Annotated in this window: 19 protein-coding genes; 12 read left to right on the forward strand and 7 right to left on the reverse strand. The window is 72.2% G+C overall.

The window, feature by feature from the left end; translation table 11 throughout:
* The first annotated feature begins 35 nt into the window (after positions 1-35).
* Entirely contained in the window at positions 36-839 is an 804-nt protein-coding gene (locus ACQRWP_RS11940) for a TetR family transcriptional regulator (RefSeq protein ID WP_430502295.1), read from the forward strand.
* 44 nt (positions 840-883) lie between these two features.
* Here the strand turns inward: ACQRWP_RS11940 and ACQRWP_RS11945 are convergent, their stop codons facing one another.
* Positions 884-2,677 carry an ABC transporter ATP-binding protein gene (locus ACQRWP_RS11945; protein ID WP_430502296.1) on the reverse strand — a complete coding sequence of 598 codons (1,794 nt, stop codon included), beginning with the start codon at positions 2,675-2,677 and terminating at the stop codon, positions 884-886.
* An 82-nt stretch (positions 2,678-2,759) separates the two neighbouring features.
* On the opposite strand from ACQRWP_RS11945, the gene ACQRWP_RS11950 reads away from it, so the two are divergent.
* On the forward strand, positions 2,760-3,191 hold the full coding sequence (locus tag ACQRWP_RS11950) for a MarR family winged helix-turn-helix transcriptional regulator (RefSeq protein ID WP_363698474.1): 432 nt from the start codon (positions 2,760-2,762) through the stop codon (positions 3,189-3,191).
* Positions 3,192-3,289: 98 nt separating this feature from the next.
* Positions 3,290-5,074, forward strand: coding sequence for an N-acetylglutaminylglutamine amidotransferase (locus ACQRWP_RS11955; RefSeq protein WP_430502297.1), 1,785 nt, complete (start codon positions 3,290-3,292; stop codon positions 5,072-5,074).
* 24 nt (positions 5,075-5,098) lie between these two features.
* Here ACQRWP_RS11955 and ACQRWP_RS11960 read toward each other — a convergent pair whose 3' ends face one another.
* From ACQRWP_RS11960 to ACQRWP_RS11970, 3 genes are all read right to left on the reverse strand, one after another.
* Positions 5,099-6,232, reverse strand: a complete 1,134-nt coding sequence (locus ACQRWP_RS11960; protein WP_430502298.1) for a carboxylate-amine ligase — start codon at positions 6,230-6,232, stop codon at positions 5,099-5,101.
* A 67-nt stretch (positions 6,233-6,299) separates the two neighbouring features.
* Positions 6,300-7,508, reverse strand: a complete 1,209-nt coding sequence (locus ACQRWP_RS11965) for an RNA polymerase sigma factor (RefSeq protein WP_430502299.1) — start codon at positions 7,506-7,508, stop codon at positions 6,300-6,302.
* A gap of 2 nt (positions 7,509-7,510) precedes the next feature.
* A complete protein-coding gene (locus ACQRWP_RS11970; RefSeq protein ID WP_430502300.1) occupies positions 7,511-7,867 on the reverse strand; it encodes a YciI family protein in 357 nt (118 codons plus the stop codon).
* 170 nt (positions 7,868-8,037) lie between these two features.
* On the opposite strand from ACQRWP_RS11970, the gene ACQRWP_RS11975 reads away from it, so the two are divergent.
* Positions 8,038-9,360, forward strand: a complete 1,323-nt coding sequence (locus tag ACQRWP_RS11975; protein WP_430502301.1) for a flavin monoamine oxidase family protein — start codon at positions 8,038-8,040, stop codon at positions 9,358-9,360.
* Between the two features lie 111 nt (positions 9,361-9,471).
* On the opposite strand, the gene ACQRWP_RS11980 is transcribed toward ACQRWP_RS11975, so the two are convergent.
* Entirely contained in the window at positions 9,472-12,105 is a 2,634-nt protein-coding gene (locus tag ACQRWP_RS11980; RefSeq protein ID WP_430502302.1) for a discoidin domain-containing protein, read from the reverse strand.
* Between the two features lie 229 nt (positions 12,106-12,334).
* On the reverse strand, positions 12,335-13,534 hold the full coding sequence (locus ACQRWP_RS11985; RefSeq protein WP_430502303.1) for an ROK family protein: 1,200 nt from the start codon (positions 13,532-13,534) through the stop codon (positions 12,335-12,337).
* 235 nt (positions 13,535-13,769) lie between these two features.
* On the opposite strand from ACQRWP_RS11985, the gene ACQRWP_RS11990 reads away from it, so the two are divergent.
* The 5 genes from ACQRWP_RS11990 (at position 13,770) to ACQRWP_RS12010 (ending at position 19,147) form a co-directional block, all read left to right on the forward strand.
* Positions 13,770-15,068: an ABC transporter substrate-binding protein gene (locus tag ACQRWP_RS11990; RefSeq protein ID WP_112590117.1), complete on the forward strand. Its 1,299-nt coding sequence runs from the start codon at positions 13,770-13,772 to the stop codon at positions 15,066-15,068.
* Between the two features lie 70 nt (positions 15,069-15,138).
* Positions 15,139-16,131 (forward strand): carbohydrate ABC transporter permease, encoded by a 993-nt coding sequence (locus ACQRWP_RS11995; protein WP_430502304.1) that lies wholly within the window; start codon positions 15,139-15,141, stop codon positions 16,129-16,131.
* Positions 16,124-16,963 carry a carbohydrate ABC transporter permease gene (locus tag ACQRWP_RS12000; RefSeq protein ID WP_410817605.1) on the forward strand — a complete coding sequence of 280 codons (840 nt, stop codon included), beginning with the start codon at positions 16,124-16,126 and terminating at the stop codon, positions 16,961-16,963. The genes ACQRWP_RS11995 and ACQRWP_RS12000 overlap by 8 nt, the downstream gene beginning before the upstream one ends.
* A gap of 29 nt (positions 16,964-16,992) precedes the next feature.
* Complete coding sequence (locus ACQRWP_RS12005; protein WP_430502305.1) at positions 16,993-18,369, forward strand: GH1 family beta-glucosidase; 1,377 nt, start codon at positions 16,993-16,995, stop codon at positions 18,367-18,369.
* Between the two features lie 109 nt (positions 18,370-18,478).
* Positions 18,479-19,147, forward strand: a complete 669-nt coding sequence (locus ACQRWP_RS12010; protein WP_430502306.1) for a TMEM175 family protein — start codon at positions 18,479-18,481, stop codon at positions 19,145-19,147.
* Here ACQRWP_RS12010 and ACQRWP_RS12015 read toward each other — a convergent pair.
* A complete protein-coding gene (locus ACQRWP_RS12015; protein WP_430502307.1) occupies positions 19,107-19,715 on the reverse strand; it encodes a nucleotidyltransferase family protein in 609 nt (202 codons plus the stop codon). The two genes, ACQRWP_RS12010 and ACQRWP_RS12015, sit on opposite strands and share 41 nt — an antisense overlap.
* A gap of 126 nt (positions 19,716-19,841) precedes the next feature.
* Here ACQRWP_RS12015 and ACQRWP_RS12020 point away from each other — a divergent pair, with 126 nt between their 5' ends.
* Genes ACQRWP_RS12020 through ACQRWP_RS12030 form a run of 3 tightly spaced genes read left to right on the forward strand, consistent with a single transcriptional unit; the run spans position 19,842 to position 23,406 of the window.
* Positions 19,842-20,339, forward strand: a complete 498-nt coding sequence (locus tag ACQRWP_RS12020; protein WP_430503187.1) for a 2Fe-2S iron-sulfur cluster-binding protein — start codon at positions 19,842-19,844, stop codon at positions 20,337-20,339.
* Complete coding sequence (locus ACQRWP_RS12025; protein ID WP_430502308.1) at positions 20,336-21,319, forward strand: FAD binding domain-containing protein; 984 nt, start codon at positions 20,336-20,338, stop codon at positions 21,317-21,319. Before ACQRWP_RS12020 ends, ACQRWP_RS12025 begins: the two co-directional genes overlap by 4 nt.
* Positions 21,316-23,406, forward strand: coding sequence for a xanthine dehydrogenase family protein molybdopterin-binding subunit (locus ACQRWP_RS12030; protein WP_430502309.1), 2,091 nt, complete (start codon positions 21,316-21,318; stop codon positions 23,404-23,406). The genes ACQRWP_RS12025 and ACQRWP_RS12030 overlap by 4 nt, the downstream gene beginning before the upstream one ends.
* Positions 23,407-23,421: the final 15 nt, after the last annotated feature.

The following is a 23,421-nucleotide window of genomic DNA, read 5'->3' on the forward strand; positions in this document are numbered from 1 at the left end:
TGCCCACTGGTCAGGACGTCGCTAGGCTGGCCGGCATGACCGCCGATCCCGCGGACGACACCCGCACCCGGATCCTGCGCGCCGCGCTCGACCTGTTCGCCGAACACGGCTACCAGCGCACCTCGCTGCGCCAGATCGGCGAGCGGCTGCGGCTCACCAAGACCGCGATCCTGTACCACTTTCCGGCCAAGGAGCATCTGCTCGCCGCCCTGGTCGAGCCGTTGGTGGCGGACCTGGAGGCGCTGCTCGACTCGGCTCGGACACAGCCCACCGAGCGGGCCCGGTGGACGGTGCTGGAGGGCTGGCTGGACATCATGCTCGCCCATCGCCGGCCGCTCGGCATGCTCTTCCACGACATCGCGCTGATCGGCCGGGGCGACACCTACCACCGCCTGATGGAGGTCGCGATGCGGGCCAACGACCTCATCGCCGGGCAGAACGCGGGGCGTCGCGAGCGGGTCCTCGCGGTGCAGGCGGTGGCCGCGTGCAGCGATCCGATCGTCTTCTTCACCGACGTGCCCGACGAGGTGCTGCGCGCCGACATGCTCGACGGCGTACGCCGACTGCTTTCCCCGCTGCCCGCTGCCGCCGCGGCCGGGCCGAACACGGACGCCGGCGCCGGGCCGCACACGGACGCGACCCTGGGGAGCGCGACCCCGGCAACGCCAGCGGGAGCGGCGGGCCGGCGTCGGCGGCCGGGACGGCCGCCCGCGCTGGGCCGGGAGCAGGTCGAGGCGGCCCGGCGGATGCACGCGGCGGGCACCCACTCGGTGGACGCCATCGCCGCCGCGCTGGGTGTCTCGCGGGCCACCGTCTACCGCCACCTGACCGCGCCATAACGAGACAGTTCCGGGACTGTTTCGAGACGGTTGTGATCCGGGGTTCAGGCCGCCAGCGTGGCGTAGCGGCCGTTGCGGTCCAGCAGGCTGTCGTGGGTGCCGGCCTCGACGATCCGACCGTGGTCGAGCACCGCGATCTGGTCGGCGTCGCGGACCGTGGAGAGCCGGTGCGCGATGGTGATCGTGGTGCGCCCCTGGGCGAGCACGTCGAAGGCCCGCTGTACGGCGCGTTCGGTCTCGGTGTCCAGTGCGCTGGTGGCCTCGTCGAGGACCAGGATGCGCGGGTCGCGCAGCAACGTCCGGGCGATGGCCAGGCGCTGCTTCTCACCGCCGGAGAACCGGTGGCCGCGTGAGCCGACCATGGTGTCGTACCCGTCGGGCAGCCCGGCGATCAGGTCGTGGATCTGGGCGGCGCGGGCGGCGTCCTCGATCTCGGTGTCGGTGGCCTCCGGCCGGGCGTAGCGCAGGTTCTCCCGGACGGTGGTGTGCAGCAGGTACGTCTCCTGGCTGACCACGCCGACGATCGCGGCCAGGTCGGCCAGGCGAAGGTCGCGCAGGTCGACGCCGTCGACGGTGATCCGGCCGGCGGTCGGGTCGTGCAGCCGGCTGACCAGCCCGGCGAGGGTGCTCTTGCCGGAGCCGGTCTCGCCGACCAGGGCGAGGCTGGTGCCGGCGGGCACGTCGAGGGTGATCCCGGCGAGGGCGGCGGTGTCGCTACCCGGATAGCCGAAGGTGACGTCCTCCAGGCGCAGGTGGCCGCGCACGCGGGCAGGGTCGAGGCGGACCGGCTCGGTGGGGTCGGCCACGTCGACCGGCAGGTCCAGGTATTCGAAGATCCGGGCGAAGAGCGCCAGCGACGCGGTGAGCGAGACACCCACGTTGAGCAGCCCCATCAGCGGCCGGAACAGACCGCCCTGCAGGGCCGTGAAGGCGACCAGGGTGCCGATGCTCAGCGTGCCGGCGGTGCCGGGCAGCCCGGCGGCGAGGTAGATGACCGCCGGTACGGCGGCGAAGATGATGCTCATCGAGGCCATCCGCCAGCGGCCGGCCAGCTCGCTGCGCAGCTCCAGGTCGACCAGGCGGGCCGAGGAGGCGGTGAACCGGTCGATCAGCGCGGGGCCGGTGCCGAGGGTCTTGGCCAGCTGTATGCCACTGATCGAGAGCCCCTCCTCGACGGTGACGTTGAGGTCGGCGAGTTCGCGTTGGCGCTGGGCGGTGATCTCGCGGCGCATCCGGGCGACCCGACGGGTCAGCCAGATGGCCGGCGGCAGCACCACGAGCGAGACCAGGGAGAGCTGCCAGGAGAGCGCAACCATGGCGACCGTGGTGGCGACCACTGTGGTGAGGTTGGCGGCGACGGCGGTGGCGGTGGAGGTGACCACCGACTGCATGCCGCCGATGTCGTTGGTGATGCGGGACTGCACCTCACCGGTGCGGGTGCGGGTGAAGAAGCCGAGCGACTGGCGCTGCAGGTGGCTGAAGACGTCGGTGCGCAGCCGGTGCATGACCCGCTGGCCGACCTGGGTGGAGATCCAGGTCTGTACGACGCCCAGGGCGGAGGTCAGCGCCGCGACGGCGACCATGCCGAGGACCAGCCAGACCAGCAGCGTCACGTCGCCCTGCGGCAGGGCCCGGTCGATCACGGCACGCAGCAGGAACGGGGTGGCCATCGCGATGATCGAGGAGACCACGATGATCGCGGTGACGGCGGCCAACGCGGGCCGGTGGGGGGTGAACAGGCGACCGATGCGGCGCAGCGACACCTCACGGGCCTGCGTCTTTTCTTCGGCGCTGAGGGTGCGGTGGCCGCGGTCGCGGCCCTTCGGGGTGGGTTCCAAGGGGGCACTACCTTTCGTTGGCGATATTGCTGAGGTTACCTCATCATGAGGGAGCAACCACATATCCTGCTACCGTATTCCGGTGACCGAGCACACCGTCGACAGCGCCGACGACGAGAGCCTGGCGGAGACGTTCTGGGCCGTGGCGTCCCGTCTGCGCCGGCAGAGCCGCGACTCACTGGCGCCCTGGGACGTCACCCCCAGCCAGTCCCGGGCCCTCGGCGTGCTGGCCCGGCACGGCGAGGTACGCCCCGGCACCCTCGCCGAGCACCTGCGCATCGCGCCCCGCTCGGCGACCGAGGTCGTCGACGACCTCCAGACCCGGGGGCTGGTCGAACGCCGACCCGACCCGGCCGACCGCCGGGCGACCCTGGTCGCGCTCACCGAGGAGGGCGACCGGGTCAGCACCGCCATCCGGGCCGCCCGCCGAGCCGAGGCCGACCGCTTCTTCGGCCATCTCAACGACACCGACCGCGCCGAACTGGCCCGCATCCTGCGCACCCTGCGCGGCTGACGGGTTTGCCCGCCGCCCGCACGGGTAGCCAGCGGCCCCGTCCGGTCGGCGGGACCGGCCGGCACCGGTCGGGGGCGAGGTGACGGGAGGCCCGGCTGATGTGCGGGATCAGCGGGGAGGCGCGATTCGACGGCCGCTCGCCCGACGCGGCGGCGGTCACCCGGATGACCGAGGCGATGCGCTCACGCGGCCCGGACGACGAGGGTCTGTTCACCGACGGTTGGGTGACCCTGGGGCACCGCCGGCTGACCATCATCGACCTGTCCGACGCGGGCGGGCAGCCGATGGTCCGCGACGACCTGGGCCTGGCCCTGGTCTTCAACGGCTGCATCTACAACTACCCGGAGCTGCGCGAGGAGTTGCGAAACGCCGGGTACGCCTTTCACTCCACCAGCGACACCGAGGTGATCCTGGTGGCGTACGCGCACTGGGGTGAACGTTTCGTCGACCACCTGGTCGGCATGTTCGCGATCGGGCTGGTCGACCGGGTCCGGCGGCGGCTGATCCTGGCCCGCGACCGGCTCGGCATCAAACCGCTCTACCTCGCCGAGACACCGGGTCGGCTGCGGTTCGCCTCCACCCTGCCCGCGCTGCTGCGGGCCGGTGACGTCGACACCGGCATCGACCCGGTGGCGCTGCACCACTACCTCTCCTGGCACTCTATCGTGCCCGCGCCGCGGACGGTACTGCGCGGTGTGCGCAAGCTGCCGCCGGCCACCCTGCGGGTGATCGAGGCGGACGGGCGCAGCCGCGAGGAGGTCTACTGGCGACCCGACTACGTGCGCGAGCCCGCCGACGCGGGAATGGACGCCGCCGACTGGAGGGCCGCGATCGGCGACGCGCTGCGCGCGGCGGTACGCCGACGGCTGGTCGCCGACGTGCCGGTGGGGGTGCTGCTCTCCGGCGGACTGGACTCCAGCCTGATCGTGGCGCTGCTCGCCGAGGCCGGCCAGCAACACCTGCGGACGTTCAGCATCGGCTTCGACAGCCGCGACGGCGAGTCCGGCGACGAGTTCCACTACTCGGACCTGGTGGCCCGCGCGTACGACACCGACCACCATCGGATCCGACTGGCCGACGACGACCTGGTGCCCGCCGTCCGACGGGCCGTGCTGGCGATGACCGAGCCGATGGGCAGCCACGACGTGGTCGCCTTCCACCTGCTCTCCGAGCAGGTGGCGCAGCACGTGAAGGTGGCCCAGTCGGGGCAGGGCGCCGACGAGGTGTTCGCCGGCTACGGCTACCACCAGCCACTGGTCGAGGCGCCCCGACACGGCGCCGCCGAGACGTTCGCCGCCGCGTTCTTCGACCGCGGCCACGACGAGCTGCGCCGCATCGTCGGCCCGGCGTACGCGCTGGAGCACGACGCCAGCCGGGACCTGCTCACCGGGCATCTCGCCGCGCCCGGGGCGCAGACCGCGCTGGACGCCGTGCTGCGCCTGGACACTCACCTGATGCTCCCCGACGACCCGGTGAAGCGGGTGGACAGCATGAGCATGGCGTGGGGTCTGGAGGTGCGCACGCCCTTCCTCGACCAGGACCTGGTCACCCTGGCCGCGCACTGCCCGCCGGAGCACAAGGTCAGCCAGGGCGGCAAGGGCGTGCTCAAGGAGGTCGCCCGGGAGGTGCTGCCCGCCGAGGTGATCGACCGGCCCAAGGGCTACTTCCCGGTGCCGGCGCTGCGCAAGGTGGACGGCCCGGTGCGTGAGCTGGTCGCCGAGGCGTTGCAGGCGCCGGCCGCGCGCGAGCGGGGGCTGTTCCGCCCGGAGTACGTGGCACATCTGCTCGCCGAGCCGGACCGGGCGGAGGCCGCGGCCGGCAGCAACAAGCTGTGGCAACTCGGTCTGCTGGAGCTGTGGCTCCAGACCCACGACATCCGCTGACCCCCGGTGCACCCTAACGGGCGGTCAGGCGGCGGCGGTTCGGGCGACCAGGTCGCCGAGGACCGCGTGCAGATCCCCGGCGCGCTCCAGCACCCGCCGCTGCCGGGTGGCGCCGGTGCCGTCACGGCGTAGCCGGGCGAGCTGCGCCAACACGTACCCGAGGTCGCCGTGGCGCAGCAGGGCCGGGGCGATCACCGCCATCAGCTCGTCGACGAGCGCCCAGGCGGGCCGGGTGCCACCGGCACGCAGGTCGATCAGCTCGCCGTCGAGACCATCGTGGGCGGCCCGCCAGTGAGCCGCGGCGACCAGGCAGTCCCGGACGTTCGGGGCGCTCACCCCGGCGCGTACGTCGTCGGCGAGGGTGGCCACAAGGGACCGGACCAGCGCGGCGACCAGCACCGCGTCGTCCACCTCGGTGCAGACGTCACCGACCCGCACCTCCACCGTCGGGTACGTCGACGACGGCCGGGCGTACCAGTAGACCATCGCCGCGTCGAGCATGATGCCGGCGGCGATCAGCTCGTCGACAGTGCGGTCGTAGTCGGCGGCCGAGTCGAAGTACGGCGTCGGTCCGATGCTGGGCCAGCGTTCCAACTGCATCGAGCGCCAACTGGCGTGCCCGGTGTCGTACCCGTCGTGCAGCGGCGAGTTGGTGGTGATCGCCTGCACCACCGGCAGCCACACCCTTAGGTGGTTGCAGACCTGCACGGCCAGTTCCCGGTCGGGCAGCCCGACGTGCACGTGGCAGCCGCAGACCGCCGGGTCGTGCGCCACCGGCCCGTACCGGCGCGACATCGCGTGGTAGCGCGGTTCGTCGGGGACCGTCCGGTGCGGTTCGGCCACCGGGGTGGCGCCGACCGCCACCAGCCGGGCCCCGGCCGCCGTAGCGGCCTCGGCGGCGGAGCGGCGCAGCGCCACCAGGTGCGCGCGCAGTTCGGTGAGGTCGGCGCAGACCGGGGTGACCATCTCCACCATGCTGTGCCGGAACTCCTGGCGGCTCTGGTCCCGGGCGGGGCCACGCAGCGCGGCGAGCACCTGGTCGGCGACCGGGAGGTTCCGGCCGCTGTCCGGGTCGAGCAGCAGGTACTCCTCCTCCACGCCGAGCGTGAGGGTGGACAGGTCGGGTGCGGTGTCGACGGCTGTCGGACGGTACGCCATGGCCCCTCCCCATCCCCTGCTGCGGCGGTGCCTCGGGTTCCCGGCCGCCCCTGCGGCAAACGCGCCCTCAGGGCGTAGCCAGGGCCGTCGCGCGTGCGGTGAGAAAGGCCCGTTCGGCCGCGTTGTCCGTCAGGGCGACAGCCGTCCGGTACGCCTCGACGGCCGCCCCGCCCCGACCGAGCCGAGCCAGCAGGTCGGCGCGGACCACGTGGTAGACGTGAAAACCGACCAGATCGAGGCGATTCACCTCGGTCAGCGCCGCCGCCGCACCGGCCACCTCGGCGAGCGCGACGGCCCGGTTCAGCGCCACCACCGGGCTGGGGGCGACCACGGTCAGCTGGTCGTACAGCTGAAGGATCTGGGCCCAGTCGGTGTCGGCGGCCCGCCGCGCGACGCTGTGCACGGCGGCGATCGCGGCCTGGATCTGGTACGGGCCGGGCCGGTCGCGGCGCAGGCAGCGGCGAACCAACGCCTGCCCCTCGGTGATCAGGGTGGTGTCCCACGGGCGCCGGTCCTGCTCGGCCAGCGGCACCAGGTCGCCGTCGGCGGTGGTCCGCGCCTCCCGGCGGGCTTCGGTCAGCAGCATCAGGGCGAGCAGACCGAGCGCCTCCGGTTCGTCCGGCATCAGCTCGACCAGCAGTCTGGTCAACCGGATCGCCTCGACGCACAGCTCGGCGCGGACCAGGTGCGGGCCGGCGCTGGCCGTGTACCCCTCGTTGAAGATCAGGTAGAGCACCGCGAGGACGCCGTGCAGCCGGTCGGGCAGGTCGGCGTCGCGGGGCACCCGGTACGGGATCCCCGCGTTGCGGATCTTCGACTTGGCGCGGACCAGCCGCTGCGCCATCGTCGGCTCCGGCACCAGGAAGGCTCGGGCGATCTCGGCGGTGCTCAGGCCGCCGAGCAGCCGGAGGGTGAGGGCGACACGGGTGCTAGGAGCGAGCGCCGGATGGCAGCAGGTGAAGATCAGACGTAACCGGTCGTCGCGCACCGGTCCCTCCTCCGCGGGTGGGTCGGCGGCGTACAGCAGGGCCGCCTGGGCGTGCCGGTCGGCCCGGGACGCCTCGCGGCGCAGCCGGTCGATGGCCCGGTTGCGGGCGGTGGTGATGATCCAACCGGCCGGGCTGGGCGGCGGGCCGCTGCGCGGCCAGCGTCGCACCGCGATGACGAAGGCCTCCTGGACGGCCTCCTCGGCGAGGTCGATGTCGCCGAGGAGGCGGACCAGGACGGCGACCGCGCGGCCGTACTCCGCGCGGAACACCGCCTCCACGTCGGGCACTGTCAGTCGCCGGCCCCGCCGTGGAAGGGGCGCACCTCGATCGGCAGGGTGGTGGCCAGCGCGTAGCGGCGACCCCAGTGCAGGGCGGCGTCCAGGTCCGGCACGTCGATGATGGTCATGCCGCCGAGGTACTCCTTGCCCTCCACGAACGGTCCGTCGGTGATGAGCACCTCGCCGTCGCGGGGACGCAGCACGGTGGCGGTCTTCCGGCCGTGCAGCCCCTGTCCGAAGACCCACGACCCGGTGGACGCCAACTCGTCGCGCAGCTCGCCGAGCTGACGCATCACCCCGGCCAGGAACTCCGGCTCCGGCGGCACCTCACCCTGCGGCTGGTGGATGCTGAGCAGGTAGCGCGTCATCGTTCCTCCTCACGGGCGGCCGGCCCGTCGCCGACCTCTCATCCTCCACACGATCGGCCGACGCCCGAATCGACAGGCCGGCAGAAAGTTCTCGGCGGCCGACCCGGCCCGGTGTGTGCCGCGGCGGGAGCCGGTAGTCATGCCCGCGACGGTTGTGGGTAGACCATGGTGTGACCGACGGCTTGCGGGTGGTCGTGGTCGGCGCCGGCTTCTCCGGTCTCGCGGCCGCGCTGGCGCTGAGCCGCGCTGGCGCCCAGGTGCGGGTGCTGGAGGCCCGCGACCGGGTGGGCGGTCGGGTGCTGACCCGGTGGCTGCCCGAGCTCACCCAACTCGACCTGGGGGCGCAGTGGATCGGCCCGACCCAGGACCGGCTGTACGCGCTGGTCGCAGAGCACGGGCTGGCCACCTTCGCCTCGGCATCGGTCGGCGCGCCCACAGTGCTCTGGGCCGGTGAGCGCCGGGCCGAGCCGCCGGCGCAGGTGAGCCGGGTGCTCGGCCTGCTCGACGAGTACGCCGCTCGTCTGGACCCGGCCGCACCCTGGGCGACGCCGGAGGCCGCACTGTGGGACCGGACGACCCTCGGCGGGTGGCTCGCCACCACGGCCGGGGACGACGACACCGCCGACTACCTGGGGCGGCTGCTCGCCGGCGGGCTGCTGGCCACCGGCGCGGACGAGCTGTCGCTGTTGCACCTGCTGTTCTACCTTCGCAGCGCCGGCGGGACCGGGCCGTTGCTGGGGATGGCCGGCGGCGCGCAGCAGGACCGGATCGTGGGCGGGCCGCCGGCGCTGGCCGAGCGGATGGCCACCGCCCTGCCGCCGGGCGCGCTGACGCTGGCCGCGCCGGTGCGGGCCATCGAACAGACCGTCCACGGCGCGACGGCGTGGACCGACACCGGGCGCGTCGACGGGGACGCCGTGGTGGTCGCGCTGGCCCCGGCGCTGGCCGGCCGGATCCGGTACGACCCGCCGCTGTCCCCGCTGCGTGACGGGCTCACTCAGCGCATGCCGATGGGTTCGGCGCTGAAGGTGCACGCCGTCTACCCGGAGCCGTTCTGGCGTGCCGACGGGCGCTCCGGGGTGGCCACCGCCAGCGCGGGTCCGCTCACCGAGACGGTCGACAACTCCACCCCGACCTCGCCGCTCGGGGTGCTGACCGGCTTCAGCTACTCAGCGGACGCGGCCGCGCTGCGTCGCATGTCCCCGGCGCAGCGTCGGCAATGTCTGCTGGAGGCTTTCGCCGGCGTGGTCGGGTCGCGCGCCGAGGACCCGGTGGACCTCGTCGAGTACGACTGGTCGGCCGAGGAGTGGACCCGGGGCTGCTTCTCCGGTGCGCTCACCCCGGGCACGTGGCGGACGTACGGCCCGCACCTGCGGGCGCCGGTGGGGCGGGTGTACTGGGCGGGCACCGAGACGGCCACCCGCTGGAGCGGCTACCTGGAGGGCGCGGTGCGCGCCGGTGAGCGGGCGGCGGCCGAGGTGCTCACCGGTTGAGCGGCACGACCGCAGCCGGCCCGGTCTCGGCGGGACCGGGCCGGCCTCGGCCCACGGTGCGACCCGGCCGACCCGGTCCGTCAGACGTCCGGGCCGGCGCGGGCGCCCCGGTCAGGGGTAGGTGGTCAGGTACACCGTCTGGTTGGCCGCGTTCGCGGTGCCACCGGTGTTGTTGATCACCCGGTTGATGGTGCCGACGCCACCGAGCGAGACGGTGACCATGTTCGTGAAGCGCACGTTCGGGTTGGTGGGCACCTCGAAGGATCGTTCCTCGACCACCGCGGGGTTGACGTTGAAGTAGCTGTAGCTACCCAGTCCGAACGCCTGGTGACTGGTCACCGAATCGGCGACCTTGTACGCGGCGTAGCCCCGGGTCGACCCGTTCATCCAGGCCGCCTGGTTCGGTACGTCGTAGGGCAGCTCGTTCTGGTAGAAGTACGTCCGCCCGCCGTTGCCGTTCCAGATGGTCTGGTACTTCTGGTAGTGCTCGACGAAGAGGCCGTACATGGTGACGTTGTCGCCGTTGACGGTGAGCCCGGTGTCGGCGGTGTTCAGCGTCCACCCGGTCGGTACGCCGCTGGCGGCGTGATCGGCCCGCCACAGCCACATGTGGTCACCGATCACGTTGTCGCTGTTGACCGTCAGCGTGTTGGTGGCCCTGCCGACGTGCGGCCCGCCGATGCGGAAGAACACGTCGTGCAGCGAGGTCGGGTTCGTGGCGTGGCTCGCGGACGAGCCGGACGGCCCGACCTCCATCAGCACCGGCGAGTTCGTCGTACCGGCCTCGAACATGATGCCGGCCACCTTCACACCGTCCACATCGGCCACGCGCATGCCCACCGCGCCGTTGTCGGCCTGGATGGTGGCCAGGCCGAGACCGAGAACGACCGTGTCGGCCCGGTTGACCTGGATCGGCTCGGTGACGTGGTGCACGCCCGGGGTGAAGAGCAGGTGCCGCCCCTGGGCGAGGGCCGCGTTGATGGTGGCGGCGCTGGTGCCGGGCTGGACCACGAAGAACTGCGACAGCGAGATGGACGAGCCAGCCGGGGTCTTGTTGTACCAGCTGGTGCCGGTCGAGTTGGTGCGCAGCGCCGGCACGAAGACCCGGTATTCACCGGTGCCGTCGACGTAGAGGAACGGCTTCTCCCGTACCTGCGGCGTCTGCGGGATGACGGTGTGCGACGGGTTGGGGAAGCTCGGCGCGGGAGCGCCGTTGACACCCTGGAAGACCATGTTCCACACCGAGCCGGTCCAGCCGTTGCCGAACTCGCTGTTACGGGAGTACCACTGCTGCTGCGAGCCGGAGACGACCAGGCCGTCGATGCGGGTGTCGGCCATCAGGCCACCGCTGGACCAGCCGTCACCGCCGTTCCAGAGCTGGATCTGGTTCTGCGCGCCCCGTAGGTGCATCCGCCGGTACGGCGCCGCCTGGGACACCGCCCAGCGCTCCACGGTCTGCCCGGCGGGCAGGGTGACCGACAGGTTCTCGGCGGCCCGCCAGAAGTTCTGGGTGGCGTTGCCGCCGAACCAGAACGCCTCGGTACGGACGTGGCCGTTGAGGTTGACGTCGTCCGGGCTCATGCCGAGGCCGGCGACCTGGGTGAAGAAGCCGAGGTTGACGTCGGCGGTGTAGTTGCCGGGCTTGAACAGCACCGCGTAGCGCTGCGGGCCGAACTGGTTGGTCTCCTGCTGGGTGAAGAGGGTGTTCAGTCGACTCTGGATGGTCGACGTCGGCGTGCTCGGGTCGAAGACGAAGGTGTTCGGCCCGAGGTTGGGGTTGTACGGGTCGGTCGTGCCGACGGGTGGCTCGCTGGTGCCGCCGGTGGTGTTCACCGCCAGCTCCCAGAGCGAGTAGCCGTACGCGGTGCCCCGGGCGGTGCCGTACACCCGCAGGTAGCGCCCGCTGCCGGTGACGGTGAGGGACTGCGTGCCGCCGGTGGCCGTGGTGGTGGAGTAGATCGTCGTCCAGGTGGCCCCGTCGGCCGAGGTCTGGAGCTGGAAGGCCCGGGCGTACGCGGCCTCCCAGGTGAGCACCACCCGGCAGATGGTGCGGGTGCTGCCGAGGTCGACGCGCAGCCACTGCGGGTCGCTGGCGGCGCTGGCCCAGCGGGTGCCCGGGTTGCCGTCGACCGCCGCGGATGCCGCGAGGCCGGCGTCCTGGCTGGACGAGGCGGTCGCCGGGCTGCCCTGCGCGACGTTGGTGCTGCCGCAGGTCGGCGTGCTGCCGCCGGTCTCGCCGTACACCTGGAACTCCCAGAGTGAGTAGCCGTAGCCGGTGCCCCGAGCGGTGCCGTTCATCCGTACGTAGCGGCCGGCGCCGGTGACGGTGAGGTTCTGGGTGCCGCCGGTGCCGGTGGTGGTCGAGTAGATCGTCGTCCAGGTGGCACCGTCGTCGGAGGTCTGGAGCTGGAAGGCCCGGCCGTAGGCGCCCTCCCAGAGCAGGTTCACCTGGCTGATGGTGGCCCGGGCGCCCAGGTCGACCTGGAGCCACTGTGGGTCGCTGAACGTGCTGGCCCAGCGGGTGCCGGTGTTGCCGTCCACGGCGGCGGACGCCGGGGTGCCGGCGTTCTCGGTGGACGAGGCGGTGGCGGGGCGGCCCTGGGACAGCAGGGTGGGCGCGGCCTGCGCGGGCGTGGTGGCGCCGGTCGGGGTGAGCGCCGCGACCAGGGCCACGGTAAGCCCGACCAGCAGGTGCCGGACGACGCGTCGAGGACGCGGGCGTACGGATGTTGCACGAGATGTCATGACATCGCCTGTCGATAGGGGGCTACGAGGGGGTGCCGCGTGGATGGGATCGGCTCGCCCCGTGGCGCCGTGGGTGGTGCCGCCGATGCGGCGTCGCGGGTCGGAGAGCGCTCTCGTAGGAGTGTTGCGGCGAGATTGCGACGGCGTCAAGACATCGATCTATAACTTCGTTATTTATCCCGAGGATCTTTTTTGCGTAATTTGCCGGCGGCGTTGACGTCGTCCCCGCTCAGCGGCGGACGCCACCCTCGGTGAGGAAGCGGGCGATCGGGAGGGTTGCCGCGCCCAACGCCACCGCGTCCACCCCGAGCCGGCACAGCTCGATCGACGCCTGCTCGTACGGCTGGCGCAGCGCCTGCCGACCGGCCGCCTCGCGCACGGCCGGCAGCAGGTCGCCGAGGGCCATCGCCGCCCAGCCGCCGAGCACCACACGCTCCGGGTTGAACAGGTTGATCAGGTTGGCCACCCCGGCGCCGAGATAGCCGGCGGTGTCCTCCAGCACCCGTCGGGCGGTGGCCGAGGTCTCGGCGGCGGCGACCAGCGCGGCGATCTGGGACTCCTCGTCCTCGCCCGGCACCGGTCGACCCCGGCGTGCCTCCCGGTAGCGGTCGATGATCGCCTCGGCTCCCACGTACGCCTCCAGGCAACCGCGCGCGCCGCACCGGCAGACCCGGCCGCCGTACACCAGGGTGGTGTGCCCCCACTCCCCCGCACTGCTGGACGCGCCCCGGTAGGTGGCGCCGTTGGTCACCACCGACGCGCCCACCCCGGACCCGACCAGCGCGAAGACGGCGTGCCGGGCGCCCCGGCCGGCGCCGAACCACATCTCGGCCTGGCCCAGGGTCTTCGCGCCGTTGTCGATGTGCAGCGGCAGGTCGGTGCCGGCGCCGATCAGACGCTCCAGCGGCACCCGGTCCCAGCCGAGGGCCTGGGCGTGCACGACGGCCTCGATGCCCTGCTCGACCACGCCGGAGACGCCGATGCCGACTCCGAGCACGTCGCCGGGGGTCACCCCGGCCTGGCCGGTGACCGCGTCGATGCCGGCCAGCACGTGCCCGGCCACCAGGTCGGGCTCGGTACGGGCCGGGTCGAGCGGGTACTCGACGCTGGCCAGCAGGGTCATCGCGAAGTCGAACAGCTCCACCCGGACCCGGGTCTCGCCGACGTCCACGCCGATCACGAAGGCGAAGCGGGGCGCGATCCGCAGCAGCATGCTGGGCCGGCCGCCGTCGGACTCGGCGGCGCCGGCCTCGGCGACCAGCCCTTCGTCGATCATGTCGGCCACCACGTTGCTGACCGCGGGTTGGCTCAGCCCGGTGCTGCGCACCAGGTCCTGCCTGGTGAGCGGGCCGTCCAGGAAGAGCTTGGTCAGCAGGGCGGACCGGTTGCGCAACCGCACGCTGCGGTTGGTGGCACGCGCCAGCTCCACTCGTCACCTCGTTCCCGTCGGCCGTTCGAGGCGACTGTAACCGCCTCGTGCTTGACGACCCACCGGCCAGCAACTTTAATGACGACATAAATTAAGCCGTGATGTAACTCCCGGGAAACGCCGACGGACCCCGACGGCGCACCCCCGAACCCTGTCCGCAGCCGGCCCCCGTCGCCCGACCCCTATCGGTGACGAAGGCCGGCGGACCCCCACCACGCACCGGAAGGGCTGACCCGTGTCGAGACGACACCTCGGGATATTCACCGCCGCCGTACTGGCGGCCGCCTCGCTGACCGCCTGCGGAGGCTCCGGCGACGACTCCGCCGCATCGCCGAAGACGCTCACCTACTGGGCCAGCAACCAGGGCGCCAGCCTGGAGGCCGACAAGACCATCCTCCAGCCGGAGTTGGACAAGTTCGAGAAGCAGACCGGGATCAAGGTCACCGTCGAGGTGGTCCCCTGGTCGGATCTGCTCAACCGCCTGCTGGCCGCCGCCGCCTCCGGCAAGGGCCCGGACGTGGTCAACATCGGCAACACCTGGTCGGCGTCGTTGCAGGCCACCGGCGCGCTGGTCGAGTTCGACGACGCCGCCCTGCAGGCCGTCGGCGGCAAGGACCGGATCGTGCCCGCCGCGCTCGCCGCCGCCGGCGCCCCCGGCAAGCCGCCGGCCGCCGTGCCGCTCTACAGCATGGCGTACAGCCTGTACTACAACAAGAAGTCGTTCGCCGACGCCGGCATCACCGCACCGCCGACCACGTGGGAGCAGCTCGCCGAGTACGGCAAGAAGCTGAGCACCGGCGGCAAGTGGGGCCTGGCGATCGAGGGCGCCAACCCGTCGGAGAACGCCCACCACGCCTTCACCTTCAGCCAGCAGTACGGCGGCGAATGGTTCGACTCGGCCGGCAAGCCGACCTTCGACACCCCGCAGAACGTCTCGGCGATCAAGCGGTACATCGACTTCATGGCCGCCGACAAGATCACCAACCCGAGCAACGCCGAGTACGCGCAGAACCAGTCGGTCTCCGACTTCGCCAACGGCAAGGCCGCCATGCTGCTGTGGCAGTCCGCCGGGTCGAACCTGAAGACGCAGAACATGCCCGCCGACGCGTACGGGGTGGCCCCGGTGCCGTTCCTGGCCAGCCCGCCGGCCGGCGGCAAGAAGGTCAACAGCATGGTCGCCGGGATCAACATGGCGGTCTTCAAGCACACCAAGAACAAGGACGGCGCGCTGAGCTTCGTCAAGTTCATGACCAGCGACGAGGAGCAGACGATCCTCAACAAGACGTACGGCTCGCTGCCGGCGGTGAAGACCGCGGCCTCCGACCCGGCGTTCAGCGCCACGGAGCAGAAGACCATCCAGGAGACCCTGGTCACGACCGCGGCCCCGCTGCCGCAGGTGCCCGACGAGAGCACCTTCGAGACCCTGGTCGGCACCGCGATGAAGGAGCTGTTCGCCGACGCGGCCAGCGGCAAGCCGGTCACCGAGGCGTCGGTGAAGGCCAAGCTGACCGACGCGCAGCAGAAGATGCGCTGACCCAGGCGTCACCGGTGGCCGTGGTCGGGCGCTGAGCCCGGCCACGGCCACCACCTCCGAGAGGACCCTGATGGCAACCAGCACCACCGCGCCGGACGCCGACCGGCGCGAACCCCGGGCCGGGTCAACGGCCCGGGGGCCGGCCCGCCGACCCCGCGGCCCCCGCCGCTCGCTCCTGCCGTATCTGCTGCTCGCACCGGCCGTCGTGCTGGAACTCGCCATCCACGTGATCCCGATGGTCGTCGGGGTCTGGATGAGCCTGCTGGAGCTGACCCAGTTCCACATCCGCGACTGGTCCACCGCGCCCTTCGTCGGGCTGGAGAACTACCGGGCGACGCTCGACCTGAACAGCGCCGCCGGCAAGGAACTGCTGCACTCGTTCTGGGTCACCCTGGCCTACAGCCTGCTCTCGGTCGGGTTCGCCTGGCTGCTCGGCATCTCGGCGGCGGTCGTCCTGCAACGGCCGTTCCGTGGACGCGCGATCCTGCGGGCGCTGTTCCTCACCCCGTACGCGCTGCCGGTCTACGCCGCCGTGATCACCTGGAGCTTCCTGCTGCAACGCGACACCGGCCTGGTCAACCACGTGCTCGTCGACCAGCTCGGGCTGATGAACGAACGGCCGTTCTGGTTGATCGGCGACAACAGCTTCTGGTCGCTGCTGGTGGTGTCGGTCTGGCGCAACTGGCCGTTCGCGTTCCTGTGCCTGATGGCCGGGTTGCAGAACGTGCCCGGCGAGCTGTACGAGGCCGCCGCGATCGACGGCGCCGGGTTCTGGCGTCGGCTGCGCTCGGTCACCCTGCCGATGCTGCGGCCGGTCAACCTGGTGCTGCTGCTGGTGCTGTTCCTGTGGACGTTCAACGACTTCAACACCCCGTTCGTGCTGTTCGGCGGCTCCGCGCCGGAGCAGGCCGACCTGATCTCCATCCACATCTACCGCAGCTCCTTCAAGACCTGGGACTTCGGCTCCGGGTCGGCGATGTCGGTGGCGCTGCTGCTGTTCCTGCTGGTCGTCTCGGCCGCGTACCTGCTGATCACCAACCGTCGGAGGGACGACCATGCGTGAGACCGCCGGTGAGCGCTGGGGCCGGCGCATCGTGCTGACCCTGCTCACCCTCTTCGTCGTCATCCCGCTCTACGTGATGGTCACCTCGGCGGCGAAGCCGTTGCAGGACGTGCAGAACGGCTTCACCTGGTGGCCCAGCCGGCCCACCCTGCAACCGTTCATCGACATGTGGAGCACCGTGCCACTGGCCCGGTACCTGGTGAACAGCCTGGTGGTGTCCAGCATCGCGGCGATCTGCTCGGTGGCCGTGGCCATCTTCGCCGCGTTCGCGGTGAGCCGGTACCGGTTCCGCGGTCGAGGTGTCTTCTCGGTGACGGTGCTGTCCACGCAGATGTTCCCCGGCATCCTGTTCCTGCTGCCGCTGTTCCTCATCTACGTCAACCTGGGCAACGCCACCGGCATCGAGCTGTACGCCAGCCGTACCGGCCTGATCATCACGTACCTGACCTTCTCGCTGCCGTTCTCGATCTGGATGCTGGTCGGCTACTTCGACTCGATCCCCCGGGGTCTGGACGAGGCGGCGCAGGTCGACGGCGCAGGTCCGCTGCGCACCCTGTTCCAGGTCATCCTGCCGGCCGCCGTGCCCGGCGTCGTCGCGGTCACCGTGTACGCGTTCATGACCGCGTGGGGTGAGGTGCTCTTCGCCTCGGTGATGACCGACGAGGGCAGCCGCACCCTGGCCGTCGGCCTCCAGGGCTACTCCACCCAGTTCAACGTCTACTGGAACCAGATCATGGCCGCCTCGCTGGTGGTCAGCATCCCGGTCGTCGTCGGGTTCCTGGCCCTACAGCGCTACTTCGTCGCCGGCCTCACCGCCGGCGCTGTCAAGTGAGTCATCCAACCCCAGAGGAGAACCGTCCCGTGCCCGACCTGTCCAAGCTGCCACCCGACTTCCTCTGGGGTGTCGCCACGGCGGCGTACCAGATCGAGGGGGCCGTCGACGTCGACGGCCGGGCGCCGTCCATCTGGGACACCTTCTCGGCGACCCCCGGCAACGTCGACAACGGCGACACCGGCGCGGTGGCGTGCGACCACTACCACCGGTGGCCGGAGGACCTGGCGCTGGCGCGTCGACTCGGCGTGGACGCGTACCGTTTCTCGGTGGCCTGGCCCCGGGTGATGCCCGACGGCGTCGGGCGGGTCAACGCCGCCGGGCTGGACTTCTACGACCGGCTCGTCGACACGTTGCTCACCGACGGGATCCGGCCGTTCGTCACGCTCTACCACTGGGATCTGCCGCAGGTTCTCCAGGACCGGGGCGGGTGGCCGGAGCGCGCCACCGCCGAGGCGTTCGCCGACTACGCGGCGGTGGTCGCCGCCCGCCTCGGTGACCGGGTCGCCGACTGGAACACTGTCAACGAACCGCTCTGCGTGTGCTGGATCGGGCACCTGGAGGGGCGGATGGCCCCCGGCGAGCGCGACCTCACCCGGGCGGTGCACGCTTCGCACCACGTGCTGCTCGGGCACGGCCTGGCCACCCAGGCGATCCGCGCCAACGCCGCCCGACCGGCCTCGGTGGGCCTGGTGCTCAACCTCAGCCCGATCGAGGCGGCGACCGACCGACCCGAGGACGTCGCGGCGGCCCGCCGGGCCGACGGGCACGTCAACCGGTGGTGGCTGGACCCGATCCACGGGCGCGGCTACCCCGCCGACATGATCGCCACCTACGGGGTCGAGCCGCCGGTACGCGGCGACGACCTGGCGGTGATCGCCACGCCGACGGACTTCCTGGGGGTGAACTACTACTTCCGTCAGCTGGTGGTCGACGACCCGACCGGCGCGGCCCCGTACGCCCGGCAGGTGCCGGTACCCGGCTCGGTGGAGACCGCGATGGGCTGGGAGATGTACCCGGCCGGCCTGGAGCGGCTGCTCGTCGACGTGCACGAGGAGTACCGGCCGGCCCGGATCATCGTCACCGAGAGTGGCTCGGCGTGGCCGGACGAGGTCACCGCGGACGGCACGGTGGAGGACAAGGAACGCACCGACCACCTGGAGCAGCACCTGGCCGCGTGCGCGTCGGCGGTGGCCCGAGGGGTTCCCCTGGACGGCTACTTCGTCTGGTCGTTGCTGGACAACTTCGAGTGGGCGTACGGCTACGACAAGCGTTTCGGGCTGGTGCACGTTGACTACGCCACCCAGCGTCGGACGGTGAAGGCCAGCGGTCTGCGCTACGCCGAGTTGATCCGCGCCCACCAGCGGCTCGCCCGCACCACCGGCACCGCGACGCCGGTGGCCTGAACGGGGGCGGTGCGAGCGGCCGCCCGGGGTGTCGACCCCGGGCGGCCGTTCCCGTTCCGATCGAACCAAACCGCCACCGACCGTGTTGCCGAGTGGCTAGCCTGCGGCAATGTCCGCAGCACCCGACGAGGTCGAGCAGCCCGATCCCAAGGGGCGAATGTCCGCCACCGACCGGATGACGGCCTTCAGCGACGGCGTCTTCGCCATCGTCATCACCCTGCTGGTCATCGAGTTGCGGGTGCCCGAGTACCACGAGGGCGAGCTGCTCACCGGCCTGCTCGGCGAGGGCGCCTCCTACCTGGCCTTCGTGGTGTCCTTCGTCTACATCGGGGTGCTCTGGCTCAACCACCACGCGCTGCTGCGGCTGATCCGCGGCACCACGCTCACGCTGAGCTGGATCAACCTCGGCGTGCTCTTCGGCGCGGTGATCATCCCCTTCCCCACCGCGGTGCTGGCGTCCGCGTTCACCCACGGCGACACCGACGACCAGCGCGCGGCCGTCGCCCTGTACGCGCTGGCCGCGGCCCTGATGTCGGCACCCTGGCTGGTGTTCTTCGGCTACCTGCACCGCCACCCGGCGCTGCTGGAGCGCCGGGTCAGCCCCGAGTACGTGCGAACGCAGCGGCTGCGACCGGTCACCGGCCTGATCCTGTACGGGCTCAGCGGTCTGCTCGGCTGGTTCGTCAGCCCGCTGCTGGGCCTGATCGGCGTCATCGTCATGATCACCTATCACGCGGTCACCAGCGAGGGGCTGCCCCGCTGGCTGACACGTCGCTGACCGGGCGGAGTCGGAGCAGGTCGGCCGGGGTGTCCACGTCGGCCGGGGAGCCGACGTCGTCACAGGGCACCTCGACCACCAGGTCCGGCCGGTCGCGCAGCAGGTCGCGGGCACCCCGGTCGCCGACGGCGTACCCGCCCAGCAGCGGCCAGGTTCGTCGAGTCAGCAGGATCGGGTGCCCCGGCCGGCCGGCGTAGGTGGCGACCGCGACGACCGCACCGTCGGCGTACGCCGCGCGCACCCGGCGCACCGCGACCGGGCTGAGCAGCGGCTGGTCGACGAGGACAACGACGGCGGCCGGCACGGCGGCCTCCAGCGAGGCCAGGCCCTGCAGCAGCGACGAGCCCAGCCCGTCGGACCAGCGATTGTGTCGGACCGGCACCGCTCCGGGCAGGTCGGGCATCTGATCGGCGCCCGCGCCGAGCACCACGTGCACCGGGGCGCAGCCGCCGTCGGCGAGCAGCCGGATCGCGCGCCGCACCAGCGGCTCGCCGTCCAGCTCGACCAGCGCCTTCGGCCGGCCGTAGCGCCGCCCGGCGCCGGCGGCCAGCAGCAGTCCGGCGGTCACCGTCCTCACCTCCCGCACGAAGGGCTTTGCGTTATTCGCCCTGAGATATACCGACAAAGCTAGTCTGGGCCGGTGCAGGGCGGACCGGAGAACGCGACGACGATCGACGAGCGCCACTCGTCCCGGGTGACGGTCGAGATCAACGGCGCGTCCCGCGAGGTGACCCTGGACAACCGCACCACCCTGCTCGACGCGCTGCGCGAGCACCTCGATCTGACCGGGGCGAAGAAGGGCTGCGACCACGGCCAGTGCGGCTCCTGCACGGTGCTGCTCGATGGCCGCCGGGTGAAGAGCTGCCTGGTCTTCGCGGTCACCGTGGACGGCCGGTCGGTGGTGACCGTCGAGGGGCTGGCCGGGCCGGACGAGCTGTCCCCGTTGCAGGCCGCCTTCATCGCGCACGACGCGTTCCAGTGCGGCTACTGCACCCCCGGGCAGCTCTGCTCCGCCCGCGGCATGCTCGACGAGGTCTCCCGGGGTTGGCCCAGCGCGGTCACCGGCGACCTGAACACGCCGGTCGAGCTGACCGACGCGGAGATCCGCGAGCGGATGGCCGGCAACCTGTGCCGCTGCGCCGCGTACCCGCACATCGTCGCGGCCGTGCGCGAGACGGCGGCGTCCTCGTGAGGGCGTTCCGCTACCACCGGCCCGCCGACGTGGCCGAGGCGGTCGCCGTGCTGGCGGCCGAACCGCAGGCCGCCTACCTGGGCGGCGGAACCAACCTGGTGGACCTCATGAAGCTGGGGGTGCAGCGCCCCGACGTGCTGGTGGATGTGACCCGGCTTCCGCTCGACACCGTCGAGGAGCTGCCCGACGGTGGGCTGCGGATCGGCGCGACAGTCCGCAACAGCGACCTCGCGGCCCACCCGGTGGTACGCCGCGACTACCCGGTGCTGGCCCGCGCCCTGCTCGCCGCCGCGTCCGGGCAGCTACGCAACATGGCCACCACCGGCGGCAACCTGTTGCAGCGCACCCGCTGCGTCTACTTCCAGGACACGAGCAAGGCGTGCAACAAACGGGAGCCGGGCAGTGGTTGCGCCGCCCTGCACGGGCAGAACCGCGACCTGGCGGTGCTGGACTGGTCCGAGCAGTGCGTGGCCACCCACCCGTCCGATCTGGCCGTCGCACTGGCCGCCCTCGACACGGTGGTGGAGGTGCACGAGGCCGACGGCCCCCGCGACATCCCGATCGCCCAGTTCTACCGCTCCCCCGGCACCCACCCGGAACGGGAGACCACCCTGACCCGGGGCGCGCTGATCACCGCCGTCCGGCTACCGCCACTACCGGCCGCGCGCCGCTCGGCGTACCTCAAGGTCCGCGACCGGGCATCGTTCGCCTTCGCCGCCGGCTCGGTGGCCGCGGTGCTGGACCTCGACGGGGACGTGGTCCGCGACGTCCGGCTGGCGTACGGGGCGGTGGCACACCGGCCGTGGCGGGCGTACCGGGCCGAGGAGGAGCTGCGCGGTCGCCCGTTCAGCCCGGAGCTGGCGGCACGGGCCGCCGACGCGGAGCTGGCCGAGGCGCGACCGTTACGGCACAACGGCTTCAAGCTGCCACTGACCCGGGCCATCACCGTGCGGGCGCTCACCGAACTGGCGTCGTCGTGAGCACCGGAGCGGTCGGACGGGCGTACCCCCGGCTGGAGGGCCCGGCGAAGGTCACCGGCACGGCCCGGTACGCGGTGGAGTACCCGGTGGACGGGGTCACCTACGGCTGGGCGGTGCCGTCGGCGGTGGTGCGGGGCCGGATCACCCGGATCGACACGACCGAGACGCTGGCCTCGCCCGGCGTGCTGGCCGTGGTGCACCACGGCAACGCGCCCCGGATGGCACCCGGCCCGCAGCCGGAGCTGCGGCTGTTGCAGGAGCCGACGGTGCACTACCGGGGGCAGTACGTCGCCGTGGTGGTGGCCACCTGTCTGGAGGCGGCCCGCGAAGGCGCCCGACTGGTCCGGATCGACTACGACACCGGCCCGCACAGCACCGTGCTGACCGACGACCATCCCGGCCTGTACAAGCCGGACCAGGTCAACCCCAGCTATCCGACAGACACCGTCGAGGGCGACTTCGACGCCGGGTACGCGGCCGCGCCGGTGCGGGTGGACGTCACCTACCGGACCCCGGCGTACCACAACAACCCGATGGAACCGCACGCCACCACCGCGCAGTGGCACGACGGGCGGCTCCTGGTGCACGACTCCACCCAGGGCGCGACGCCGGTTCGCGCCACCCTCGCAGAGCTGTTCGAGCTGCCGCCGGAGTCGATCCGGGTCGTCGCCGAACACGTCGGCGGCGGCTTCGGCAGCAAGGGGTACGCCAAGGCGTCGGTGGTGCTGGCCGCCCTCGCCGCCCGGCACGTGGACCGCCCGGTCAAGCTGGCCCTGACCCGCCAGCAACTGTTCGGGCCGGTCGGCTACCGCACCCCCACCATCCAGCGGGTCCGCCTCGCCGCCGACACCGACGGCCGGCTCACCGCCATCTGCCACGACGCCATCAGCCAGACCTCCACCATCCGCGAATTCGCCGAGCAGACCGCCGTCTACACCCGCAGCATGTACGCCGCGCCGCACCGGCGCACCACACACCGGCTGGTCCGCCTCGACGTGCCCACGCCGTTCTGGATGCGCGCCCCGGGCGAGTGCCCCGGCGCGTACGCCCTCGAGTCCGCGGTGGACGAGCTGGCCATCGCAGTCGGCCTGGACCCGGTGGAGCTGCGCATCCGCAACGACACCGCTGTCGACCCCGACCAGGGGCGCCCGTTCACCAGCCGCAACCTGGTGGCCTGCCTGCGCGAGGGCGCACAGCGCTTCGGCTGGGCCGGCCGTGATCCGTCGCCCCGGTCCCGGCGCGACGGGCGCTGGCTGATCGGGACGGGAGTGGCCGGGTCGAGCTACCCGGCCCGGGCCCGGCCGTCCACGGCGACGGCCACCGCCCGACCCGACGGAAGCTTCCTGGTCCAGATCAACGCCACCGACATCGGCACCGGCGCCCGGACGGCGATCTGGCAGGTGGCCGCCGACGCGCTCGGGGTGCCGCCGGAGCGGGTGGAGATCCGGATCGGGGACAGCGCGCTGCCGACGGCGGCGCTGGCCGGCGGCTCGATGGGGACCGCCAGCTGGAGCTGGGCGGTGATCCGCGCCGCGCAGGCGCTGCGCGAGAAGCTGCGCGACGGCGGGCCGCCGACCGGCGAGGTGACCGCCGAGGCGGACACCACCGAGGAGGTGGGCGGGCAGCCCGCGCTGCCCCGGTACGCGTACGGGGCGCAGTTCGTCGAGGTACGGGTCGACGCGGACACCGGCGAGGTGCGGCTGAACCGGATGCTCGGGGTCTTCGCGGCGGGGCGGGTGGTGAACCCGACGACGGCGCGCAGTCAGCTCATCGGCGGCATGACGATGGGGCTGTCGATGGCGCTGCACGAGGAGGGCCTGCTCGACGAGCGGTACGGCGACTGGGTCAACCACGACCTGGCCACCTACCACATCACCGGCTGCGCGGACGTGGAGTCCATCGAGGCGTACTGGCTGGACGAGCGGGACGACGAGCTGAACCCGGCCGGAGTGAAGGGCATCGGCGAGATCGGCATCGTCGGCGCCGCCGCGGCGGTCGCCAACGCCGTGCACCACGCGACCGGCGTACGGATCCGGGAGCTGCCGATCCGGCTGGACAAGCTCATCGGAGTATCAGACTTGGCTTAAATAAGCCATCAGTGA

It is taken from the genome of Micromonospora trifolii, from assembly GCF_050516465.1.
Lineage (GTDB): Bacteria > Actinomycetota > Actinomycetes > Mycobacteriales > Micromonosporaceae > Micromonospora > Micromonospora trifolii.

Excerpts from the sequence above, each read along its gene's own strand:
- ACQRWP_RS12010 (WP_430502306.1), top strand. The coding sequence starts at position 18,479 with ATGTCCGCAGCACCCGACGAGGTCGAGCAGCCCGATCCCAAGGGGCGA.
- ACQRWP_RS11955 (WP_430502297.1), top strand. The coding sequence starts at position 3,290 with ATGTGCGGGATCAGCGGGGAGGCGCGATTCGACGGCCGCTCGCCCGAC.
- ACQRWP_RS11940 (WP_430502295.1), top strand. The coding sequence starts at position 36 with ATGACCGCCGATCCCGCGGACGACACCCGCACCCGGATCCTGCGCGCC.
- ACQRWP_RS11960 (WP_430502298.1), bottom strand. The coding sequence starts at position 6,232 with ATGGCGTACCGTCCGACAGCCGTCGACACCGCACCCGACCTGTCCACC.
- ACQRWP_RS11970 (WP_430502300.1), bottom strand. The coding sequence starts at position 7,867 with ATGACGCGCTACCTGCTCAGCATCCACCAGCCGCAGGGTGAGGTGCCG.
- ACQRWP_RS11980 (WP_430502302.1), bottom strand. The coding sequence starts at position 12,105 with ATGACATCTCGTGCAACATCCGTACGCCCGCGTCCTCGACGCGTCGTC.
- ACQRWP_RS12000 (WP_410817605.1), top strand. The coding sequence starts at position 16,124 with ATGCGTGAGACCGCCGGTGAGCGCTGGGGCCGGCGCATCGTGCTGACC.
- ACQRWP_RS11995 (WP_430502304.1), top strand. The coding sequence starts at position 15,139 with ATGGCAACCAGCACCACCGCGCCGGACGCCGACCGGCGCGAACCCCGG.